Annotated in this window: 18 protein-coding genes; 4 read left to right on the forward strand and 14 right to left on the reverse strand. The window is 72.9% G+C overall.

Annotated elements, in window-relative coordinates; translation table 11 throughout:
* Positions 1–38: 38 nt before the first annotated feature.
* The 7 genes from EV187_RS00710 to EV187_RS00740 all read right to left on the reverse strand — a co-directional run bounded on the left by EV187_RS00710 (position 39) and on the right by EV187_RS00740 (position 7,627).
* Positions 39–1,541 carry an SDR family oxidoreductase gene (locus EV187_RS00710; protein ID WP_242609367.1) on the reverse strand — a complete coding sequence of 501 codons (1,503 nt, stop codon included), beginning with the start codon at positions 1,539–1,541 and terminating at the stop codon, positions 39–41.
* Between the two features lie 24 nt (positions 1,542–1,565).
* Positions 1,566–1,805, reverse strand: coding sequence for a hypothetical protein (locus EV187_RS00715; RefSeq protein WP_242609368.1), 240 nt, complete (start codon positions 1,803–1,805; stop codon positions 1,566–1,568).
* 4 nt (positions 1,806–1,809) lie between these two features.
* Positions 1,810–2,670: an aldehyde dehydrogenase family protein gene (locus EV187_RS00720; protein WP_130351136.1), complete on the reverse strand. Its 861-nt coding sequence runs from the start codon at positions 2,668–2,670 to the stop codon at positions 1,810–1,812.
* A complete protein-coding gene (locus EV187_RS00725) occupies positions 2,667–4,244 on the reverse strand; it encodes an aldehyde dehydrogenase family protein (protein ID WP_130351137.1) in 1,578 nt (525 codons plus the stop codon). The genes EV187_RS00720 and EV187_RS00725 overlap by 4 nt, the downstream gene beginning before the upstream one ends.
* A gap of 10 nt (positions 4,245–4,254) precedes the next feature.
* Complete coding sequence (gene deoC / locus EV187_RS00730; protein WP_130351138.1) at positions 4,255–5,262, reverse strand: deoxyribose-phosphate aldolase; 1,008 nt, start codon at positions 5,260–5,262, stop codon at positions 4,255–4,257.
* A gap of 56 nt (positions 5,263–5,318) precedes the next feature.
* Positions 5,319–6,263 carry a sugar-binding transcriptional regulator gene (locus EV187_RS00735; protein ID WP_130351139.1) on the reverse strand — a complete coding sequence of 315 codons (945 nt, stop codon included), beginning with the start codon at positions 6,261–6,263 and terminating at the stop codon, positions 5,319–5,321.
* A 149-nt stretch (positions 6,264–6,412) separates the two neighbouring features.
* On the reverse strand, positions 6,413–7,627 hold the full coding sequence (locus tag EV187_RS00740) for an MFS transporter (RefSeq protein ID WP_130352161.1): 1,215 nt from the start codon (positions 7,625–7,627) through the stop codon (positions 6,413–6,415).
* Positions 7,628–7,653: 26 nt separating this feature from the next.
* Between EV187_RS00740 and EV187_RS00745 the strand changes: the two genes are divergently transcribed.
* Positions 7,654–8,328 (forward strand): hypothetical protein, encoded by a 675-nt coding sequence (locus EV187_RS00745; protein WP_130351140.1) that lies wholly within the window; start codon positions 7,654–7,656, stop codon positions 8,326–8,328.
* A 25-nt stretch (positions 8,329–8,353) separates the two neighbouring features.
* Here EV187_RS00745 and EV187_RS00750 read toward each other — a convergent pair whose 3' ends face one another.
* The 4 genes from EV187_RS00750 to truB are packed head-to-tail and all read right to left on the reverse strand — an operon-like array spanning position 8,354 to position 11,045.
* Entirely contained in the window at positions 8,354–9,286 is a 933-nt protein-coding gene (locus EV187_RS00750) for a bifunctional riboflavin kinase/FAD synthetase (protein ID WP_130351141.1), read from the reverse strand.
* Positions 9,283–9,729: a hypothetical protein gene (locus EV187_RS00755; protein ID WP_130351142.1), complete on the reverse strand. Its 447-nt coding sequence runs from the start codon at positions 9,727–9,729 to the stop codon at positions 9,283–9,285. The genes EV187_RS00750 and EV187_RS00755 overlap by 4 nt, the downstream gene beginning before the upstream one ends.
* 24 nt (positions 9,730–9,753) lie before the next feature.
* Positions 9,754–10,122 carry a hypothetical protein gene (locus EV187_RS00760; protein WP_130351143.1) on the reverse strand — a complete coding sequence of 123 codons (369 nt, stop codon included), beginning with the start codon at positions 10,120–10,122 and terminating at the stop codon, positions 9,754–9,756.
* Positions 10,119–11,045 carry a tRNA pseudouridine(55) synthase TruB gene (gene truB, locus EV187_RS00765; RefSeq protein WP_341272741.1) on the reverse strand — a complete coding sequence of 309 codons (927 nt, stop codon included), beginning with the start codon at positions 11,043–11,045 and terminating at the stop codon, positions 10,119–10,121. The genes EV187_RS00760 and truB overlap by 4 nt, the downstream gene beginning before the upstream one ends.
* An 83-nt stretch (positions 11,046–11,128) precedes the next feature.
* On the opposite strand from truB, the gene EV187_RS00770 reads away from it, so the two are divergent.
* Positions 11,129–12,124, forward strand: a complete 996-nt coding sequence (locus EV187_RS00770; protein ID WP_130351145.1) for a ketopantoate reductase family protein — start codon at positions 11,129–11,131, stop codon at positions 12,122–12,124.
* Positions 12,125–12,126: 2 nt separating this feature from the next.
* Here the strand turns inward: EV187_RS00770 and EV187_RS00775 are convergent, their stop codons facing one another.
* Complete coding sequence (locus EV187_RS00775) at positions 12,127–12,729, reverse strand: nucleoside/nucleotide kinase family protein (RefSeq protein ID WP_130351146.1); 603 nt, start codon at positions 12,727–12,729, stop codon at positions 12,127–12,129.
* A 48-nt stretch (positions 12,730–12,777) separates the two neighbouring features.
* On the opposite strand from EV187_RS00775, the gene EV187_RS00780 reads away from it, so the two are divergent.
* Together EV187_RS00780 and EV187_RS00785 are read left to right on the forward strand one after the other, a co-directional pair.
* Complete coding sequence (locus EV187_RS00780) at positions 12,778–13,659, forward strand: HhH-GPD family protein (RefSeq protein ID WP_130351147.1); 882 nt, start codon at positions 12,778–12,780, stop codon at positions 13,657–13,659.
* A gap of 46 nt (positions 13,660–13,705) precedes the next feature.
* Complete coding sequence (locus EV187_RS00785) at positions 13,706–14,665, forward strand: LysR family transcriptional regulator (RefSeq protein WP_207221699.1); 960 nt, start codon at positions 13,706–13,708, stop codon at positions 14,663–14,665.
* Here EV187_RS00785 and rbfA read toward each other — a convergent pair.
* The gene (gene rbfA / locus EV187_RS00790; RefSeq protein WP_130351149.1) at positions 14,662–15,168 is read right to left on the reverse strand and encodes a 30S ribosome-binding factor RbfA; all 507 of its coding nucleotides are present in this window, start codon (positions 15,166–15,168) and stop codon (positions 14,662–14,664) included. The genes EV187_RS00785 and rbfA overlap by 4 nt on opposite strands.
* Before the next feature lie 126 nt (positions 15,169–15,294).
* Positions 15,295–18,084, reverse strand: a complete 2,790-nt coding sequence (gene infB / locus EV187_RS00795; protein WP_130351150.1) for a translation initiation factor IF-2 — start codon at positions 18,082–18,084, stop codon at positions 15,295–15,297.
* Positions 18,085–18,135: the final 51 nt, after the last annotated feature.

Here is an 18,135-nt window from a genome sequence, read left to right on the forward strand (position 1 = left end):
CCCTTGCGCGGTGGGTGCAGGTCACTCTAGCAACACCGTTACCATTTCGTTACCTCCTGTTCGTGGGCCGTGGCCGCCGCGTCCGCCTCGGCCTCGGCGGTGATCCGGTTCGCCATGCCCGAGAAGATCAGGTCGTGGAACGGCACGATGGCCCACCAGTACAGCCGACCCGACAGCCCCTTCGGGAAGAACACGGCACGCTGGCGGTAGCGCGAGCCGCCGCCGGGATCCTCCGTGGCGCCGAGCTCGAGCCAGGCGCGCCCCGGCAGCCGCATCTCGGCGCGCAAGCGGAGGAAGCTGCCGCGGTCGATCGCCTCGACCCGCCAGAAGTCGACCGCGTCGCCGACGTGGAGCATGTCGGCGTCGCGGCGACCGCGCCGGAGCCCGACGCCCCCGGTCAGCTTGTCGGCCCACCCCCGGATGGCCCACAGGAGCGGGAACGAGTACCAGCCGTTCTCTCCCCCGACGCCCTCGATGATGCGCCACAGCTGCGTCGAGGGGGCCGTCGAGTGCTGCTCGCGCTCGTCGACGTAGACCGTGTGCCCGGCCCAGTCGGGATCGCTCGGCAGCGGGTCGCTCGGGGCGCCCTCCACCTCGGCGTTGCGCCAGCTCGTCTCGACCTCGCCCTCGCGCTCCCGCTCGAGAGCGAGCCGCACGGCGGTGCGGTACGGGAGCAGACCCGCGGCGGGCGGCGGGATCACCTCGTAGATGTCGTGCTCGCGCATGACGCAGTCGAACTGCAGCGACTCGATGATCGGCACGGCCAGGCGTCGCGGGATGGGCGTGACGAGGTTCACCCACTGGCCGGCGAGCCACGGCGTCAGCACCGGCAGCGCCGCGATCGGACGCTGCGGGAGCCCGGCCTCGATGGCGTAGCCGTTCATGAGCTGGCCGTAGCGGTAGACGTCGGGACCGCCGATGTCGAAGGCGCGGTTCACCTCGGGCGGCACGTCGGCGGCGCGGATCAGGTAGTGCAGCACGTCGCGCACGGCGATCGGCTGGATGAAGCTGCGCACCCAGCGCGGGGCGGGCATGTACGGCAGCACCTCGGTGAGGTGGCGGATCATCTCGAACGACGTCGAACCCGACCCGATGATCACCCCGGCCTGCAGCACGATCGTGGGCACGCCCGAGGCGAGCAGGATCTCCCCCACCTGCATGCGCGAGCGCAGGTGCCGTGAGAGCCGCGTCTCCTCGGGGTGCAGCCCGCCGAGGTAGACGATGCGACGCACGCCATGATCGCGTGCCGACGCGGCCACGTTCCGCGCGATGGACAGCTCGATCGACTCGAAGTCGTCCTTGCCGCCCATCGAGTGCACGAGGTAGTACACGACCTCGATGCCCGCCATCGCGCGGTCGACCGCGGCACGATCGCCGAGGTCGCCCTCGACGACGTCGACGGATGCCGCCCACGGCACGTCGCGCAACCGTTCCGGCCGTCGCACCAGCACGCGCACCTCGTGCCCGGCCTCGATGAGACGCGGCACCAGCCGGCCCCCGATGTAGCCGGTCGCGCCGGTCACGAGCACACGCACGAGCACCCCCGTCCCGGGCCCTGCGGGTGGTCAGGCCCGTTCGTTCCCTCGACGATAGTTGCCGCTCGCGCGTGCCAGGAGGTGCTGCGCCTGTGAATCGTCCGCACGTTGGAGGGCCACGATGAGGCGTGCGGCGTCTCCGCCGCCCACGGTCATCACGACCCGACCGCCGCGCGACACGATCAGGCCGCCCTGCTTCGTCACGCGGTAGTCGAACGGGTCCGCGACCAGTCGGCCGCGCTCGTCGGATGCCCCGCCGTGCCCGGCCACGGGGCTACCGCAGGCTCTTCGTGTGCCAGACCGTCTTGGTCTCGGTGAACGCGCTGATGCGGCCCAGGGCCGGCGCCGCGGCATCCGGGCCCGACTCGGGACGCAGCACGCGCTTCAGCGTGTCGGCCGCGTCGACCTCGAGCGAGATCCAGTCGAGGTCGCCCGCCCCGACGAGGTCGATCGCGTTGACGTCGGAGTGGCTCGCGAGCCAGGGCGCGATCTCTGCGGGCGAGCCCGTGAGCACGTTGACGACGCCCTTGGGCACGTCGCTGGTCGCGAGCACCTCGGCGAGGCTGATCGCCGACAGCGGGAACCGCTCGCTGGCCACGACCACGACGGAGTTGCCGGCGACGAGCGCGGGCGCGACCGCCGACACGAACCCGAGCAGCGAGGTGTCCTGCGGCGCGATGATCGCGACGACGCCGGTGGGCTCGGGCACGGAGATGTTGAAGTACGGGCCTGCGACGGGGTTGGCGTTGCCCGCGACCTGGGCGAACTTGTCGGCCCAGCCCGCGTACCAGATCCAGCGGTCGATCGACTCGTCGACCTGCGCGGTGGCCACGGCGCGGGTGACGCCCTCCGCCTCCTCGATCTCGGCGACGAACTGCGCTCGGCGCCCCTCGAGGAGCTCCGCGATGCGGTAGAGCACCTGGCCGCGGTTGTAGGCGGTCGCGCCGCCCCAGCCGCCGACCGCGCCGCGAGCCGCGACGACGGCATCGCGCGCGTCCTTGCGCGACGCCTTCGCGGCGTTCGCGAGGAACGCGCCCGAGGCGGAGACGACCTCGTACGTGCGGCCGGACTCGCTGCGCGGGAAGGCGCCGCCGATGTACAGCTTGTAGGTCTTCGGCACGGCGAGGCGGCTCATCGCTTCGATCCCTTCGTCGCGGCCTTGGCACTTCGGGTTGCGGAGCGCACCGCTCGGCGCGCCTTCGGCGCTGCCGCGCCGTCCGCCGTCTCGACGGCCCCCCTGGTGGACGGACGCGAGAGCGCCGCCTGGCCGATCGGCGCGGGCGAGAGGTACGCGGCGAGGCCGTGACGGCCGCCCTCTCGGCCGTAGCCCGACTCCTTGTAGCCGCCGAACGGGCTCGACGGGTCGAACCGGTTGAAGGTGTTCGCCCAGATCACGCCCGCGCGGAGCTGGTCGGCGACCGCGAGGATGCGGCTGCCCTTATCGGTCCAGATGCCGGCCGAGAGGCCGTAGGGGGTGTTGTTCGCCTTGGCGATCGCCTCGGCCGGCGTGCGGAACGTGAGCACCGACAGCACGGGGCCGAAGATCTCCTCGCGGGCGATGCGGCTCGACGTCTGCACGTTGGTGAAGATCGTCGGCGCGTACCAGAACCCGTTCTCGGGGATCTCGCAGGGCACGCTCCAGCGGTCGGCGCCCTCGGCGACGCCGATGTCGGAGAGCTCGCGGATGCGCTCGAGCTGCTCCTTCGAGTTGATCGCGCCGATGTCGGTGTTCTTGTCGAGGGGGTCGCCGAGGCGCAGGGTCGAGAGGCGCAGCTTCAGCCGCTCGACGACCTCGTCGTGGATGTTCTCCTGCACGAGCAGGCGCGAGCCCGCGCAGCACACGTGCCCCTGGTTGAAGAAGATGCCGTTGACGATGCCCTCGATGGCCTGGTCGATGGGCGCGTCGTCGAACACGATGTTCGCCGCCTTGCCGCCGAGCTCGAGGGTGGCCTTCTTGTCGGTGCCGGCGATCTGCTTCGCGATGGCGCGCCCGACCGCGGTCGATCCGGTGAACGCGACCTTGTCGACGCCCTCGTGCGCGACCAGCGTCGCGCCCGTGTCGCCCGCACCCGTGATGATGTTCACGACGCCGGGCGGCAGGTCGGCCTGCTGCAGGATCTCGGCGAAGATGAGCGCCGTGATCGGGGTGGTCTCGGCCGGCTTCAGCACGACCGTGTTGCCGGCGGCCAGGGCGGGCGCAATCTTCCACGCGAGCATGAGCAGCGGGAAGTTCCACGGGATCACCTGTGCGGCGACGCCGAGCGAGCGGGGGTTCGCGCCGAGGCCGGCGTGGTCGAGCTTGTCGGCCCATCCCGCGTAGTAGAAGAACCAGGCGGCGACGAGGGGCACGTCGACGTCGCGCGACTCCTTGATCGGCTTGCCGTTGTCGAGCGACTCGGCCACGGCGAGCTCACGGGCGCGCTCCTGCACGAGCCGCGCGATGCGGAAGAGGTACTTTCCACGATCGCGGCCGCTCATGCGCGACCAGCTGCGGTCGTAGGCCCGCCGGGCGGCGGCGACGGCGTCGGAGACATCCGCCTCGTTCGCGTTCGCGATCTCGGCGATGCGCTCCTCGCTCGACGGCGAGATGGTCTGGAAGGGGGTGCCGCGGCCGTCGACGAACTCGCCGTCGATGAAAAGTCCGTAGCGGTCGCGGAGCGAGAGGATCGCCCGCGACTCGGGGGCCGGCGCGTACTCGAGGAAGCTCATGTCGGTTCTCTCAGTCGATCGTCACGTAGTCGGGACCGGAGTAGTGCCCGGTCGTCATCTTCTGGCGCTGGAGCAGCACGTCGTTCAGCAGGCTCGATGCGCCGAAGCGGAACAGGTGCGGCACGAGCCACTCCTCGCCGACGGTCTCGGCGACCGTCACGAGGTACCGGATCGCGTCCTTCGAGGCGCGGATGCCGCCGGCGGGCTTCACGCCGATGCGCTGGCCGGTCAGCAGGTGCCAGTCGCGCACGACCTCGAGCATGAGGAGCGTGACGGGGAGCGTGGCGGCCGGCTGCACCTTGCCGGTGGAGGTCTTGATGAAGTCGCCCCCCGCGAGGATGGAGAGCCACGAGGCCCGGCGCACGTTGTCGTACGTCACGAGCTCGCCGGTCTCGAGGATGACCTTGAGGCTCGCGCTCGTGCCGTCGGGGCGCCGGCAGGCCTCCTTCACGGCGGCGATCTGGTCGAACACGAGCCCGTAGCGACCGGCGAGGAACGCGCCGCGGTCGATGACCATGTCGATCTCGTCGGCGCCGGCGGCGACGGCCTCGGCCGTGTCGGCCAGCTTGATCTCGAGCGACGAGCGGCCGCTCGGGAACGCGGTGGCGACGGCGGCCACCGAGATGAGGCCGTCGTCGGGGTCGCCGTGCGCACCGCCCAGCGCGTCGATCGCGAAGGGCACCATGTCGCCGTAGACGCAGACGGCGGCGACGCGGGGCGTCGTGGCATCCGCCGGGTCGGGGCTCATCGCCTTGGCGACGAGCGAGCGGACCTTGCCCGGCGTGTCGGCGCCCTCGAGCGTGGTGAGGTCGATGAGCGAGATGATCGTGTCGAGCGCCCACTTCTTGGAGCTCGTCTTGATCGAGCGGGTGCCGAGACCGGCGGCGCGCTGCTCGAGCCCGACGGCGTCGACGCCGGCGATGCCGTGCAGGTAGCGGCCGAGCGTCGCGTCGTCGGGTTCGCCTCCGAGCACGGCGAGCGCGCGCTCCCGGGCGGTGACGAGGGAGGTGCCTGACATGGTGGTTGACCTGGCTTTCGTGTCGGTGGTGCTGGGGCGGCCCGCGAGGCGGGGGCTCAGCCGTCGAGGAGGTGGAGGGCGGTGGCCTCGTCGGTGACGAGCACCGAGCAGAGGCCGCTGCGCACGACGGCGTCGGCGACGGCGTGCTTGGCAGGCCCGGCGACGACGGCGATGCCGAGCGGGGCGGCGCGCAGCTCGTCGAGGGTGAGCCCGACGGTGCGGGCGTCGAGGGCGGGGTCGACGATGTTGCCGTCGGAGTCGATGTAGCGGCCGACGACGTCGCCGACGGCGCCCTTCTGCACCAGCACGTCGACGTCGGCGACCGAGAGGTAGCCGCTCTCGACGTGCACGGAGTTGTGGTCGGCGGCACCGGCGCTGAACAGGTAGGCGTCGGCCGACCGGGCGAGCTCGATCACGCCCGCGACGACGCGGTCGGACTCGATCGCCTCCTTGGTGGCGAGGCGCTCGAGGATCGCCGGGCTCGGCAGCAGGGTGGCGGTGCCGCCGCCCTTCTGCGCGATGCCGACGGCAGTGGCCGCCGCGGTGCCGGGGCGGCGGTTGAGGCTCACGCCCCCGTTGATCTGCACGACGTTGACGCCCGTGGCCCAGCCGTTGCGCAGGTGCTGGGAGATCTCGAAGAGCGTGCGGCCCCAGCTGACCCCGAGGGTGCGGGGCACGGGCCGGAGCGCCGTGAGGTAGTCGGCCGCGGCCTGCGCGGTGCGCTCCTGCAGCTCCTCGGGCGAGTGCACGCCCGCGGTCGACACGACGATCGCGTCGGTGAGCCCGCGCTCCTCGCGGAGGCGGCGCTCGATCGGCAGCCGACGGGCGCGCGGGTGCAGGATCTCGATGCGGATGAAGCCGCGCTGTTTGGCCTGCGCGAGGAGTCGGCCGACCTTCCAGCGGGTGAGCCGGAGCGCCTGCCCGATCTCGTCCTGGGTCTTGTTCTCCTCGTAGTAGAGCTCGGCAGCCCGGATCGAGAGGAGTTCGTCGATCTCGTCCACAGTGTCCTTCCGCTCGCCTTCCAGCGTAGGCAGCCCGGTGCTCATCGGCAACACTCGCGGGCAATCCTGCTCATATGAGCACGACGATGGCGGATGCCGCGCGGTCGCGGACGGGTGGCGAGATCGCCTCCCGCCGACCCTCCCCGCGGTCAGGCGCCGCGCTCGTCCTCGAAGAACCGCGGCCGTGCCACGACCGCGCCGGCGATGGCCGCGGGCACGGTGGACGCGACGAGCAGGAACACGAGCGGCCACACCCACTCGCCGGTCAGCTGGTGCAGCACCCCGACCGCCAGCGGGCCGATGGCGACGATGAGGTACCCCGCCGACTGCACGAAGGCCGACAGGGCGACCGCGCCCGAGTGCGTGCGGCTCCGCAGGTTGATGAGCACGAGCGAGAGCGGGAAGAAGAGCGGGCCGATGCCCGCGAGCGCCACCCAGAGCCACGTCGCGGCCGACGGCGCGAGGAGGAGCCCGAGGTAGCCCGCGATGAACGACCCGATCGCGACGCCGACGAGCAACCGCACCCGCCCGTACCGCGCGGCCACGATCGGCACGACCAGCCCGGCGGGCAGGCCGGTCGCCGCGTAGAGCGAGAGCAGCGCTCCCGCCTCGGCGGGCGAGGTGCCGGCGATGTCGTGCAGGATCGACGGCAGCCACGCGAACAGCGCGTACGCGTTGAAGCCGGCGATCGCGAAGACGACCGTGAGCGCCCACGCGAGGGGCGACCGCAGCGCGTACCGCAGCAGCCCGCGCTCCGCCTCCTCGGGCAGCGCGGCCGGCCGGTTGCGGCGCGGGTGCACGACCAGGGCGATCCACGGCACGAGGGAGAGGGCGGCCACGATCGCCCATTCCCCGAGGGAGGCGCGCCAGCCGGCGGCATCCGCGACCGGCACCGCGATCAGCGGCGGGACGAACGTGCTGATCGAGAGGGTCGTGACGTAGATCGAGGTCATGAGCCCGATGCGGTCGGGGAAGTACCGCTTCACGAGCGGCGGCAGCAGCACGTTGCCCACGCCGATGGCGGCGAACGTGAGGGTCGAAGCTGCGACCAACCCGAGCGCGTCGCCGGCGAGCCCCCGCCAGAGCAGGCCCGTCGACAGCGCGACGAGCGCGACGATGAGCGTCGGCTCGAGGTCGAAGCGCCTGGCGATCAGCGGCGTCAGGATGCCGAAGACGGCGTAGCAGAGCGGAGGCAGCATGCCGAGCAGGCCGACGACCACCGGGGCGAGCGCGATGTCGCGCTGCACCTCGAAGAGGATCGGCGAGAGCGACGCCACCGCCGTGCGGAGGTTGAACGCCACGAGCACGATGCCGAGCAGTGCGAGGGTTCGCCCGGCCCAGAGCGGACGGGGCTGGGTCGGCATCACCTCTCCGAGTCTAGGCTGGAGGGGTGGCCGACTTCGCCCGCTACCTCCCGCTCAGCCAGCGCTCGCGCATCGACGAGCGCGGCGTGACGAGCGACCGGCGCCAGCCCACCTCCACCGTGCTGCGCTCGATCGCGGGAGCGCTCCGCAGGGCCGGCGAGGCGGGGTGGTCCGCGAGGACCGACGCCGAGGCACCCACGGTGGCCGACGCCGTCGCCGCACTCGTCGCCGGATTCGACCGCCCGCCCGCGCGGCGCGTCCTCGACAGCGCCCAGCATGCGCTCGGCATGAACGGCCGCTCCCCCGCGCCCGACGCCCCGGTCGAGGGCCCGGCGGATGCCGCCGCGGCGCTCGAGGCGCGCGCGGTCACGATCACCGACCGGCCGCAGCCGACGCGTCTCGTCGAGCTCGACGACGCGGTCGTCGCCGCCGTGCGCATCGGCGACGCGCTCGGCACGCCCATCGCGGTGCCGCCGCTCGCGTCGGGCGCCGTGGCGCTGCGCCGGGCGGCCGCCGCCCCGACGCCCATCAGGGCGGTCATCGGCGGCCACAGCCTGCACGCGACGGATGCTGCGTGGACGATCGGCCACGGACCGGTGCTCGTCGGCACCGCCGACGAGCTGATCCGCTTCCTCGCCGGATTCGGCCGCGAGGCGCCGCGGCCGGCCCGCGACGGGGAGCTCGGCGACCGCGGCGCCTGACGACCAGGGGCCGCCGAACGGCGGCTCAGTCCGAGAGCAGGTCGCGCGCCCGGTCCACGTCGCCGCGCATGGTCTCGATGAGGTCGGGGATGTTCGTGAAGGCGACCATGCCGCGCAGCCGCTCCACGAACTCGACGTCGACGACGTGGTCGTAGAGGTCGAGCTCGCGGTCGAGCACGTAGGCCTCCACCTGCTTCTTCGGCACGCCCTCGAACGTCGGATTGTTCCCGACCGAGATGGCCGCCGGGTACCGCGTGCCCGCGTCGGTCAGCCAGCCGGCGTAGACGCCGTCGCCGGGGATCAGGCCCTCGGACTCGGGCGAGAGGTTCGCGGTCGGGTACCCGAGCTCGCGCCCGCGCTTCGCACCGTGCACGACGATGCCCGACACGGCGGGCGTGTGGCCGAGCAGCGCGGTCGCGTGCCGCACGTCGCCCTCGGCGAGGAGCTCGCGGATCCACGTCGACGACACGCGGCGCTCGCCCTCGGGCGCGACGTCGTCGACCACCTCGACCGTGAAGCCGAACGTCGCGCCGAGCGCGATGAGCAGGTCGACGTCACCCGCGCCGCGCGCGCCGTACCGGAAGTCCCGGCCGACGAGCACCGACTTCGCGCCCAGCGTGTCGACGAGTACGCGCTCGACGAACTCCGTGGCGGGCACCGAGGCGAGGGCCCGGTCGAACGGCAGCAGCAGGGTCGCGTCGACGCCGGTCGTGGCGAGCAGCTCGAGCTTCTGGCGCACGCTCACGAGCGCGTCGGGGCACTTGTCGGGCGCGAGCAGCGCGAGGGGATTGCGGTCGAACGTGACGACGACGGCGCGCAGGTCGTCGGCGGCCGCGATCGAGCGGATCCGGTCGATCACCGCGCGATGCCCGCGGTGCACGCCGTCGAACTTGCCGATCGTCACGGCGCTCGGTCCGAAGCCCGCCGGGACCGCGTCGAGGCCCTTGAACGTCTTCACGCGGCGTCCGTCCCGTTCGCGGCCGGCCGGTGCTTCGCGAGCCACCACATCCCGAGCAGGGGCAGCACGAGCGGGATGAACAGGTAGCCGCGGCCGAACCACGACCACACGGTGTCATGCGGGAAGAGCGCGGGGTCGACGATGCTGAGGGTGCCGACGACGATGACGCCCGTGAACTCGAACACGAGCGTTGCCCAAGCCACCCGGTACCACGTGCGGCCGGGACGCACGAGGGCGATGGTGGCGAGGACGTAGACGGCCGCTGCGAGCGCCGACAGCGAATACGCGAGCGGCGCCTCGTCGAACTTCGTGGCGATCTGCACGAACGATCGGCCCACCGCGGCGAGCGCGAGGACGCCGTAGACGGCCACGAGCACGCGCCCGATGCCGCTCATCCGCCGCCCGCGATGGGACTCGGGCCGGGCGCTCCGCACGTCAGTCATGTCGTTCGATTCTCTCATTCGCGGCTAGGCCTGCTGCACGGTCCAGATCTGCAGCATGCGGTACACCATCACCGCGACCGCGAGCGCGGCGACCCCGAGCACGACCGTGCTCCAGCGACTGCGTTCGAGCAGCGCCCAGAACACGGCGGCGGGCGGCAGCAGCAGGGCGCCGACGAGGTAGGTGTAGAACTCGAGCACGCTGCCCGTGGGTTCGTTGCCGAAGGCGGGCGCGGCGATCGCGACCACGAGCTGCACGACCAGGAGGAGCTCGACGAGGGCGAGCGCGCCGTTGGTGAGGTCGCTCGGGACGCGACCGGCGAGTCCGAGCACGAGGCAGAGCAGCCCGGCCGCCACGGCGACCGCGACCTGCACCCAGGTGAACCACTCGATCATTCCCCGGCCTCCTCGGGCGGGAAGCCGGTGACGACCTTGAACGTCGCGCCGCGGCGTTCGACGATGGCGACGAGCCGGTCGTCGGGGGCGACGGCCGCGATCGCCGCGTCGGCTCCGGCCTCGGGCCGCCCAGCGCCGCCGAGGCCGACGGCGGCGGCGTCGATGCGCTTGCCGTGGCCGAGGTCGACGGCCTGCTCGGCGGTGACGGATGCCACGGGCAGCGCCCGGCGAGCGGCATCCGCCGGGCTCATGATCGACCGCGCGACGTCGTACCCCTCGAGCGCCGGCGCCTCGTCGACGTGGAATGCGCCGATCCGCGTGCGGCGCAGCGCCGTGAGATGGCCGCCGGTGCCGAGATCGGCGCCGAGGTCGCGCGCGAGCGCACGCACGTACGTGCCGGAGGAGCACTCGACGCGGACGTCGGCGTCGACGAAGCCGTCGCCGGGTCGCAGCGCGAGGAGCTCGAACGCCGAGACGGTGACCGTGCGCGCCGCGAGCTCCACGGATTCGCCGTCGCGCACGCGCTGGTAGGCGCGCCTGCCGGCGACCTTCACGGCGCTCACCGCGCTCGGCACCTGCTCGATCACACCGGTCTGCCGCAGCATGGCCGCGAGGATGGCCTCCCGGGTCGCGCCCGTGAGGTGTTCGGCGGATGCCGCGGCCAGCGCCTCGCCCTCGGCGTCGTCGGTCGTGGTGTCCCACCCCAGCCGGATCGTGGCGAGGTACTCCTTGTCGAGGCCGACGAGGTAGTGCAGCAGCCGGGTCGCGTGGTTCACGCCGAGGACGAGGAGTCCGGTCGCCATCGGGTCGAGCGTGCCGGCATGGCCGATCTTGCGGGTTCCTGCGAGGCGGCGCATGCGCGAGACCACGTCGTGGCTGGTGATTCCCTGCGGCTTGTCGACGAGGAGGATGCCGCTGTTCACGCCGTACAGGCTAACAGCCGAGCGGGGCGCGCCCGCCCTCCCGGCCGGCGGGCCGACGCAGGCCCCGCCCCTACGCTGGGAGGGTGAGGATCGGCATCATCGGCGCGGGCGCGCTCGGCGGCACCTTCGCGGCACTGCTCGCGCGTGCGGGGCACGAGGTGGAGGTGACGGCGCGGGGTGCCGGACTCGAGGCGATCCGCTCGCGCGGCATCCGCCTCTCGGGAGGCTACGGCGAGGCGCACGCGCGCGTCGCCGCCGGGGAGGCGTTGACCGTGCGGCCCGACCTCGTGCTCGTGTGCACGAAGGCGCAGGACGCCGAGGCGGCCATCAGCGCGAACGCCGCCCTCATCGACGGCGTGCCGGTGGTGGTCGTGCAGAACGGCCTCGACGGCGTCGACGCCGCGGCGCGACTGCTCCCCCGGTCGGCGTGCATGGGCGTGCTGTCGATCATCGCCGCGAACTACACCGAGCCGGGCGTCGTGCGGGTCACGACCACCGCCGCGAGCTACCTGGGGCGCGGCGACGGTCCTGCCGACGACGAGTGCCGTCGGGTGGCCGCCATCCTCTCGGATGCGGTGCCGGTGATCGCCATCGGGGGCTTCAGGGGCGCCCAGTGGACCAAGCTCATCGTGAACATGCTGAACGCCGTGCCCGCCATCGTCGGCCGGAGCGTGCAGGACGTCGTCGACGACCGGCACCTGCGCCGCGTGGTCACGGCCTCCATGCGCGAGACCGTGCGGGTGGGCATCGCCCGCGGCGTGCGCTTCGGGTCGCTGCAGGGGCTCGGCGACCGGCGCCTGCGTCTCTTCGCCCGGATGCCGCTGGCCGTCGGCCAGCTGCTGCCCCGGCTCATGCGGGTGCGCATGGGCTCCGTGCCGAACCTCGGCTCGACGCAGCAGAGCGTGCGCCGCGGACAGCCGACCGAGGTCGACTTCCTGAACGGCGTGGTCGTGCGCGAGGCCGCCCGGGCGGGCCTGAGCGCCCCGGTGAACGCGGCGCTGACCGCGCTCGTGCACGAGGTCGAGGCATCCGGCGCATTCCTGCCCGCGTCGCGCGTGCTCGCCGAGGTGCCCGCCTGACGTCAGCAGCTGTCGAGGAACCGGCGCCGCGGATGCTCGGGATCCTGGTCGTCGACCACGGCCGACGCCGCGAGCCGCGGGTCTCCCGCCGCGTAGGCGAGCACGTCGGCCGGGTCCTCGGGCTCCCCGTCGAGCGCGATGCGGAAGTCCCAGAGGTCGACCAGGCGCTCGCGCAGCACGAACCGGCCGTCGAGCACGAGGATCGCGTCGGCCGGGCCGGTGACCCACCTGGGCTCGATCCACGCGTCGCGTGCTGGGTCGAAGACGGCCGTGACGAAGGCGGTCGACCCGCCCATCCGGAACGGCTCGACGAGCACCCGGCGCAGCGCCGACTCGTCGAATCCGTAGCGGTAGTACCGTTCGGGCGAGTCGTCGCCGAACGCGTCCTGCGCCGCCCTCGAGCGGTGGAACCGCTCCATGCTCGCGCGGAACACCCGGTGACCCCGTTCGACGAGCACCGCCGCGAGGTCGTCGGCGAATCGCGTCTTGCCGCTCTGCAACGGCCCGTCGATCGCGACGATCATGCGGCCGCGCCCGTAGTGCTGCAGGATCTCGTCCGCGAGGCCGCGGAGGAAGGTGACACGAGGCGTCGTGACCAGCTGCATGGTGCGAGCCTAGCCGCGAGGCATCCGCCCCCGACATAGGCTGAGGGGATGCCGACCCCCGACCTCGCGGGCGCCCTGAACGAGTGGTTCGCGGATGCCGCGCGGCCGCTGCCGTGGCGGGCGGCCGAGGTGTCGCCGTGGGCGGTGCTCGTCAGCGAGTTCATGCTGCAGCAGACCCAGGTCGCGCGCGTGGTGCCCCGGTGGAAGGCGTGGATCGGGCGCTGGCCGACGCCGGCCGCCCTCGCCGCCGAACCGCCGTCGGAGGCAGTGCGCGCCTGGGACCGGCTCGGCTACCCGCGCCGCGCGCTGTGGCTGCACCGGGCCGCCGTCGAGATCGTCGAGCGCCACGGCGGCGAGGTCCCCGCGGAGCTCGACGACCTGCTCGCGCTGCAGGGCGTCGGCCCGTACACGGCCCGGGCGATCGCGGCGTTCGCGTTCGGCCGGCGGCACCCGGTGGTCGACACCAACACCCGCCGGGTGATCGCGCGGGCCGTGCTCGGCCAGGCCCAGCCCGGTCCCCCGGCGACGGGCCGCGATCTCGCGGCGATGGGGGCGCTGCTTCCCGCGTCGGATGCCGCGGCCCGCGCCTTCAACGCCGCGGCGATGGAGCTCGGCGCGACGGTGTGCACCGCGCGGACCCCGTCGTGCGACGCCTGCCCGATCGCCGCCGCGTGCGCGTGGCGCGCCGCTGGGTATCCACCGTACGACGGTCCACGCAGGGCCGTGCAGGGGCGATTCGAGGGATCCGATCGCCAGGTGCGGGGGCTCGTGATGCGCGAGCTGAGGGCGGCGCATCGACCGGTGCACGCGGGCGAGCTCGCGACGCTGTGGCCGGATGCCGCGCAGCTCGAGCGCGCCCTCGGCGGCCTCGTCGCCGACGGGCTCGCCGTCGCGGATGCCGGCGGGGGCCTGCGCCTCCCCGACGCGTAGCAACCGCGACGTCGGCGCCGCGACCCCGATGTGCGAGTATGCAGGGATGTCCGTGACGTCGCTGCCCGGGCGCCGGCCCAGCCCCGACGACCTGCTCGTGCTGCTGGCCGTGGCGCGCGCGGGTCGCTACACGGCCGCGGCCGACGAGCTCGGCCTCAACCACACCACGATCGCACGGCGGATCGGCGCCCTCGAGGACGCTCTCGGCGGTCGCGTGCTGGCGCGCGGCGCGGCGGGATGGGTGCTCACGCCGCTCGGCGAGCACGCGATCGCGGCGGCCGAGGGCGTGGAGCGTGCGCTCGGCACGCTGACGCCCGACGCGCCGCGGCTGTCCGGTGTCGTCCGTCTCTCGGCGACGGACGGATTCAGCGGCTACATCGCCTCGCCGGCGATCGCCGAGGTGCGACGCGAACACCCCGACGTGTCGCTCGAGATCGTCGCGGCGACCCGGCGCGCCGCGCAGCAGCGCGTGGGGGTCGACCTCGAGGTCGTCGTCGGACGCCCGCACGTGCATCGCGCCGAGGCGATCCACCTGGGCGACTACGCGCTCGGCCTCTACGCGAGCCGGGCGTTCCTGGCCGATCACGGCACGCCGGCCACGCCGGCCGAGCTCGAGGGCGCCCCGCTCGTGTACTTCATCGAGTCGATGCTGCAGGTCGACGCGCTCGACGAGGCGCGACGCTCGACGCGCGGCATGGTCGACGCGGTATCGAGCACGAACGTGTACGTGCATGTCGACGCGACGAGGGCGGGCGCGGGGTTCGGCCTGCTGCCCGCGTTCCTGGCCGACCGGCACGGCGACCTCGTGCGCCTGTTCGCGGACGAGATCGACGAGCACCTGCCGTACTGGCTCGTCTGCCGCCCCGAGGCGCTGCGGCAGCCGACCGTGCTCGTGTTCATCGCGGCGCTGCGCGCACGCATCGCCGCCGTCGAAGACGAGCTGCTCGGCCACCGCACCCGGCCCGGCACCGGCGACGATGACGCCACCGGCGAGGGCACGGCCTAGCGGGGTCCGCCCGCCTCCGCGTCGTCGGCGAGGTCGGATGCCTCGTCGTCGAGCTCGTCCCAGTCGTCGGCGTCCTCGTCGAGCTCACGCGGCTTCACGTACGGGTCGGCGTCGCCGGCGTACTCGGCCGTCGAGGCCAGCGCGTCGGTCTCGGCGTCGCGCGTGCGCGCCTCGCGGAGCAGCGACTCGATGTGCTCGGCGTTCTCGGGAATCGCGTCGTGGATGAACTCGAGCGACGGGGTGAGCCGAGCCGTGATGTTGCGGCCGACCTCGGTGCGCAGCATTCCGGTCGCCGACTTCAGGGCGAGCGCCGAGTCGCGGCGCTCCTCCTCGCTGCCGTAGACCGTGTAGAAGATGCTCGCGTGCTGCAGGTCGCCCGTGACGCGGACGTCCGTGATCGTCACGAACCCGAGCCGCGGGTCGCGCAGCCCCTTGTCGAGCCGTCGCGCGACGATCTCCTTGATACGATCGGCCAGCTTCCTGGCCCGTGCCGGATCCGCCATGTTCCCTGCCCTTCCCTCGCCCTGCGTCGGCTTGCGCCGGAGGGGTTCCGCTCTCTTCCTGGGTGAATCGGGGAAGGGGCCCCGCTCTTCACTCAGGAAGAGAGCGGGACCCCGACCCTCGAGCAACTAGGCGCGGGGCTTCTCCCGCATCTCGATCGTCTCGATCTCGTCGCCGATCTGGATGTCGTTGTACTTGCCGAGGCCGATGCCCGCCTCGAAGTCCGTGCGGACCTCGGTGACGTCGTCCTTGAACCGGCGCAGCGACTCGATGGCGAGGTTGTCGCCCACCACGACGCCGTCGCGGATGACGCGAGCCTTGGCGTTGCGCGTGATCGTTCCCGACCGCACGATGACACCGGCGATGTTGCCGAACTTCGAGGAGCGGAACACCTCGCGGATCTCGGCGACACCCGACTGCACCTCTTCGAACTCGGGCTTGAGCATGCCCTTCAGCGAGTTCTCGATGTCGTCGATCGCGTTGTAGATGACGTTGTAGAAGCGCACGTCCACGCCCTCGCGGGCGGCACGCTCGCGCGCCTTCACGTCGGGGCGGACGTTGAACCCGATGACGATCGCGTTGTCGATCGTCGCCAGGTCGATGTCGCTCTCGGTCACGGCACCCACACCGCGGTGGAGGATGCGCAGCTGCACCGAGTCGTCGACCTCGATCTTCATGAGCGACTCCTCGAGCGCCTCGACGGCACCCGACACGTCGCCCTTGATGATGAGGTTGAGCGCCTCCACCTTGCCCTCTTCGAGCGCACGGGTGAAGTCCTCGAGCGAGATGCGCTTGCGCGCCTTGGCCAGCTGGGCGTTGCGCTCGGCGGCCTCTCGCTTCTCGGCGATCTGGCGGGCGGTGCGGTCCTCCTCGGTGACGAGGAAGGTGTCGCCCGCTCGCGGGACGCTCGAGAGGCCCTGCACCTGCACCGGGCGCGACGGGGTCGCGGCGGCCACGGGGTCGCCGTTCTCGTCGGCCATGGCACGCACGCGGCCGTAGGCGGTGCCCGCGACGATCGCGTCGCCGACCCGGAGCGTGCCCGACTGGATGAGCACGGTCGCGACGGCGCCTCGACCCTTGTCGAGCTTCGCCTCGATGGCGACGCCGCGCGCGTCCTTGTCGGGGTTCGCACGCAGGTCGAGCCCGGCATCCGCCGTGAGGAGCACCGCGTCGAGCAGCTCCTGGATGCCGATGCCCTCGCGCGCCGACACGTCGACGAACATGACGTCGCCGCCGTACTCCTCGGCGACGAGGCCGAACTCGGTGAGCTGCTGGCGCACCTTGGCGGGGTTGGCGTCGGGCTTGTCGATCTTGTTCACCGCGACCACGATCGGCACGTTGGCCGACTGGGCGTGGTTCAGCGCCTCGATCGTCTGCGGCATGATGCCGTCGTCGGCCGCCACCACGAGGATCGCGATGTCGGTCACCTGTGCACCACGGGCTCGCATGGCGGTGAACGCCTCGTGACCCGGGGTGTCGATGAAGGTGATCGCGCGGTCGATGCCCTCGTGCTCGGTGTGCACCTGGTACGCACCGATGTGCTGGGTGATGCCGCCGGCCTCGCCCGCGACGACGTTCGCGTTGCGGATCGCGTCGAGGAGGCGGGTCTTGCCGTGGTCGACGTGGCCCATGACGGTGACGACCGGCGGGCGGATCTCGAGATCCTCGTCGGTCTCGTCCTCGAGCTCCTGGTCGAGGTCGATGTCGAAGCCCTCGAGGAGCTCCCTGTCCTCGTCCTCGGGCGAGACGACCTGGATCTTGTAGCCGAGCTCCTCGCCGAGCACCTGGAAGGTGGCCTCGTCGAGCGACTCCGTCGCCGTCGCCATCTCACCGAGGTGGAACAGCACGGTGACGAGCGAACCGGGGTTCGCGTCGATCTTGTCGGCGAAGTCGGAGATCGAGGCGCCGCGTCGCAGGCGGATGACGGTGTTGCCGTCGCCACGGGGAACGCTCACGCCGCCGAGCGACGGAGCCTCCCGCATCTCGAATTCCTGCCGCTTCGTGCGCTTCGACTTTCGGGCCTTGCTCTTGCCGCCACCACGGCCGAAGGCACCGGCCGTGCCGCCACCGGGACCGCGGCCACGGCCGCCGCCACCGGCCGGACGCGGGCCGCCGAAGCCGCCCGCACCACCGGGGCGCTGGAATCCGCCGCCGGCGCCGCCGGGACGCGCGCCGGCACCGGCACCGGCGCCACCGGGGCGCTGGAAGCCGCCGCCTGCACCGCCGGGACGGCCGCCGGCGCCTGCCGGACGGGGTCCGCCGGGACGCGGGGAGCCGGGGCGCGGAGCCTGCGGGCGCGGGATGTTGCCGGGGCTCGGGCGCTGGCCCATGCCCTGCGAGCTCGAGAACGGGTTGTTGCCCGGACGCGGCTGGGCGGGGCGCGAGCCCATGCCCTGCGAGCTCGAGAACGGGTTGTTGCCGGGACGCGGCGCGCCGGGGCGCGGTGCGGGGCGCGGGATGGCGCCTCCGGGCTTGGGCGCCGACGCGGGCTTGGCGACATCCGACGCGGCGGGCGCCTCAGGCGCCTCGGGCGCCTTGCCGGCGGCAGCCTGTGCGGCACGCTCCTCGGCCTGCGCCTGGCGCTCGGCGACCGTCATCGGTGCCTCGCCGACCGGTGCGGCCGGAGCCGCAGCCGGTGCCTCGGGCACCTCGGGCGCCGCCTTCGGCGCCGGCTTGGGGCCCGGCTTCGCCGCCGTGGCAGGGGCCGTCGCCTTGGCGGGCGCGCCCTTGGCGGGCGCGGCGTTCGCCGCGGTGCCCGCGGCCTCGAGCGCGGCCTTCAGCCGGCGGGCCACGGGGGGTTCGATGGACGACGAGGGTCCCTTGACGTACTCGCCCATCTCCTTGAGCTTCTCAAGGGCGATCTTGCTGTCGACACCGAGTTCGGATGCGATCTCGTGTACGCGTGGTTTGGCAGCCACTTCTCTCCTGTTCCGGGCCCACCCCGAAACAGGGGCGGACCATCAATGGCG

Source organism: Agromyces ramosus, from assembly GCF_004216665.1.
GTDB lineage: Bacteria > Actinomycetota > Actinomycetes > Actinomycetales > Microbacteriaceae > Agromyces > Agromyces ramosus.

Excerpts from the sequence above, each read along its gene's own strand:
- EV187_RS00785 (WP_207221699.1), top strand. The coding sequence starts at position 13,706 with ATGTCCGTGACGTCGCTGCCCGGGCGCCGGCCCAGCCCCGACGACCTG.
- EV187_RS00725 (WP_130351137.1), bottom strand. The coding sequence starts at position 4,244 with ATGAGCTTCCTCGAGTACGCGCCGGCCCCCGAGTCGCGGGCGATCCTC.
- rbfA (WP_130351149.1), bottom strand. The coding sequence starts at position 15,168 with ATGGCGGATCCGGCACGGGCCAGGAAGCTGGCCGATCGTATCAAGGAG.
- EV187_RS00720 (WP_130351136.1), bottom strand. The coding sequence starts at position 2,670 with ATGAGCCGCCTCGCCGTGCCGAAGACCTACAAGCTGTACATCGGCGGC.
- EV187_RS00760 (WP_130351143.1), bottom strand. The coding sequence starts at position 10,122 with ATGATCGAGTGGTTCACCTGGGTGCAGGTCGCGGTCGCCGTGGCGGCC.
- EV187_RS00740 (WP_130352161.1), bottom strand. The coding sequence starts at position 7,627 with ATGCCGACCCAGCCCCGTCCGCTCTGGGCCGGGCGAACCCTCGCACTG.
- EV187_RS00780 (WP_130351147.1), top strand. The coding sequence starts at position 12,778 with ATGCCGACCCCCGACCTCGCGGGCGCCCTGAACGAGTGGTTCGCGGAT.
- EV187_RS00775 (WP_130351146.1), bottom strand. The coding sequence starts at position 12,729 with ATGCAGCTGGTCACGACGCCTCGTGTCACCTTCCTCCGCGGCCTCGCG.
- deoC (WP_130351138.1), bottom strand. The coding sequence starts at position 5,262 with ATGTCAGGCACCTCCCTCGTCACCGCCCGGGAGCGCGCGCTCGCCGTG.
- EV187_RS00755 (WP_130351142.1), bottom strand. The coding sequence starts at position 9,729 with ATGACTGACGTGCGGAGCGCCCGGCCCGAGTCCCATCGCGGGCGGCGG.